The 2,793-nt window shown below is 70.1% G+C and carries 1 protein-coding gene; it reads left to right on the top strand.

Annotation, left to right across the window (positions count from 1 at the left end; translation table 11 throughout):
* Positions 1 to 2,793 (top strand): beta strand repeat-containing protein (locus tag AC1DZ6_RS22955; protein WP_477099423.1); only part of this gene is annotated, 2,793 nt, incomplete at both ends.

Consider the following 2,793-nt stretch of genomic DNA (forward strand, 5'->3'; position numbering starts at 1 on the left):
GGGCGACGCCGACGTCGGGGCCACGATGCGCGTGGTGGTCAGCTACACCGACGGCCAGGGCTTCGCCAACAGCGTCACCAGCGCCCCGACCTCCACCATCTTCAACGTCAACGATCTGCCGACCGGCGGCGCCAGCATCACCGGCACGGCCACCGAGGACCAGGTCCTGACCGCCGTCTCGACCCTGGCCGACGTCGACGGCCTGGGTACGCTGCACTACCAGTGGCAGCACGACGTCGGCGGCGGTTACGTCGATGTCGGCGCTGACCAGGCGACCTACACCCTGGGCGACGGCGACGTCGGCGGGACTGTCCGCGTGGCGATCTACTATACCGACGACGGCGGCACGCTGGAGTTAGCGGTCAGCGCCTCCACCGCCGCCATCGCCAACGTCAACGACACCCCCACCGGCGCGGTGACGATCACCGGCACGAAGACCGAAAACCAGGTCCTGACGGCCAGCACCGCCGCCGTGGCCGACGCCGACGGCCTGGGCACGCTGCACTACCAGTGGCAGCGCAACACCGGCAGCGGCTTCGTCAAYGTCGGGGCCGACCAGGCGACCTACACCCTGGGCGACGCCGATGTCGGCGGCACGATCCGGGTGGTCACCAGCTACACCGACGGTCATGGCACGGCCGAAGCCGTGACCAGCGCGGCCACGGCGGCCATCACCGCCGTCAACGACCCGCACACCGGCGGCGCCGGCATCACCGGCACGGCGACCGAGAACCAGGTCCTGACAGCGACCTCGACCCTGGCCGACGTCGATGGCCTGGGCACGCTGCACTACCAGTGGCAGCACGACGTCGGCKSMGGCTWCGTCAATGTCGGAACCGACCAGGCGACCTACACCCTGGGCGACGGCGACGTCGGCGGCCTGGTCCGGGTGGTGATCAGCTATACCGACAACCAGGGCTTCGCCGAGACGGCGACCAGCGCCTCGACGGCGGCCATCGCGGCGGTCAACGACCCGCACACCGGCGGCGCCGGCATCACCGGCACGGCGGCCGAAGATCAGGTCCTGACGGCCGTCTCGACCCTGGCGGACGTCGATGGCCTGGGCACGCTGCACTACCAGTGGCAGCACGACGTCGGCGGCGGCTACGTCAATGTCGGCGCGGACCAGGCGACCTACACCCTGGGCGACGGCGACATCGCCGGCACGGTCCGGGTGATGATCAGCTACACCGACGGCCAGGGCTTCGCCGAGACGGCGACCAGCGCCTCGACGGCGGCCATCGCCGCCTCCAACGACGCTCCGACCGGCGGTGCGTCGATCACCGGCACGCCGACCGAGAACCAGATCCTCACCGCCAACACCGCCACCCTKGCCGAYTCCGACGGCCTGGGCACGCTGCACTACCAGTGGCAGCACAACGTCGGCAGCGGCTTCGTCAATGTGGGGACCGACCAGGCGACCTACACCCTTGGCGACGCCGATGTCGGCGGCCTGGTCCGCGTGGTGGTCAGCTACACCGACGGCCAGGGCTTCGCCAACAGCGTCACCAGCGCGGCCAGCGCCGCGATCGCCGGAGTGAACGACCCGCACACCGGCGGCGCGTCGATCACCGGCACGGCGACCGAGGACCAGGTCCTGACCGCCGTCTCGACCCTGGCCGACATCGACGGCCTGGGCACGCTCCACTACCAGTGGCAGCACGATGTCGGCGGCGGCTTCGTCAATGTCGGAACCGACCAGGCGACCTACACCCTGGGCGACGGCGACGTCGGCGGCCTGGTTCGGGTGGTGATCAGCTACACCGACAACCAGGGCTTCGCCGAGACGGCGACCAGCGCCTCGACGGCGGCCATCACCAACGTCAACGACGCCCCGACCGGCGGCGTGACGATCACCGGCACCAAGACCGAGAACCAGGTCCTCACCGCCAGCACCGCCGCCTTGGTCGACATCGACGGCCTGGGCACGTTCCACTACCAGTGGCAGCGCAACACCGGCTCGGGCTTCGTCAATGTCGGGACCGACCAGGCGACCTACACCCTGGGCGACGCCGATGTCGGCGGCACGATCCGGGTGGTCACCAGCTATGTCGACCAGCAGGGTACGGCCGAGGCGGTGACCTCGGCGGCCACGGCGGCCATCGCCGGGGTCAACGACCCGCACACCGGCGGCGCGTCGATCACCGGCACGGCGACCGAAGACCAGATCCTGACCGCCGTCTCGACTCTGGCGGACATCGACGGCCTGGGCACGCTGAACTACCAGTGGCAGCATGACGTCGGCGCCGGCTTCGTCAATGTCGTCGGCAACCAGTCGACCTACATGCTGAGCGACTCCGATGTCGGCGGCGTGGTCCGGGTGGTGATCAGCTACACCGACAACCAGGGCTTCGCGGAGTCGGCGACCAGCGCCTCGACGCCAGCCATCGCCAACGTCAACGACGTCCCGACCGGCGGCGTGACGATCACCGGCACGAAGACCGAGAACCAGGTCCTCACCGCCAACACGGCCGCCCTGGTCGATCCTGACGGCCTGGGCACGTTCCACTACCAGTGGCAGCGCAACACCGGCGCCGGCTTCGTCAATGTCGGGGCCGATCAGGCGACCTACACCCTGGGCGACGCCGATGTCGGCGGCACGATCCGGGTGGTCACCAGCTATGTCGACCAGCAGGGCACGGCCGAGGCGGTGACCTCGGCGGTCACGGCGGCCATCGCCGGGGTCAACGATCCGCACACCGGCGGCGCCGGCATCACCAGGATCAGGGCGTTGGCGCTGATGGGCGCGGGCTTGGCGGGACGGACGTCGGTAAGGGTCATACGAGCTTGTAC

It is taken from the genome of Caulobacter sp. P1_B12_2 (assembly GCF_056406675.1).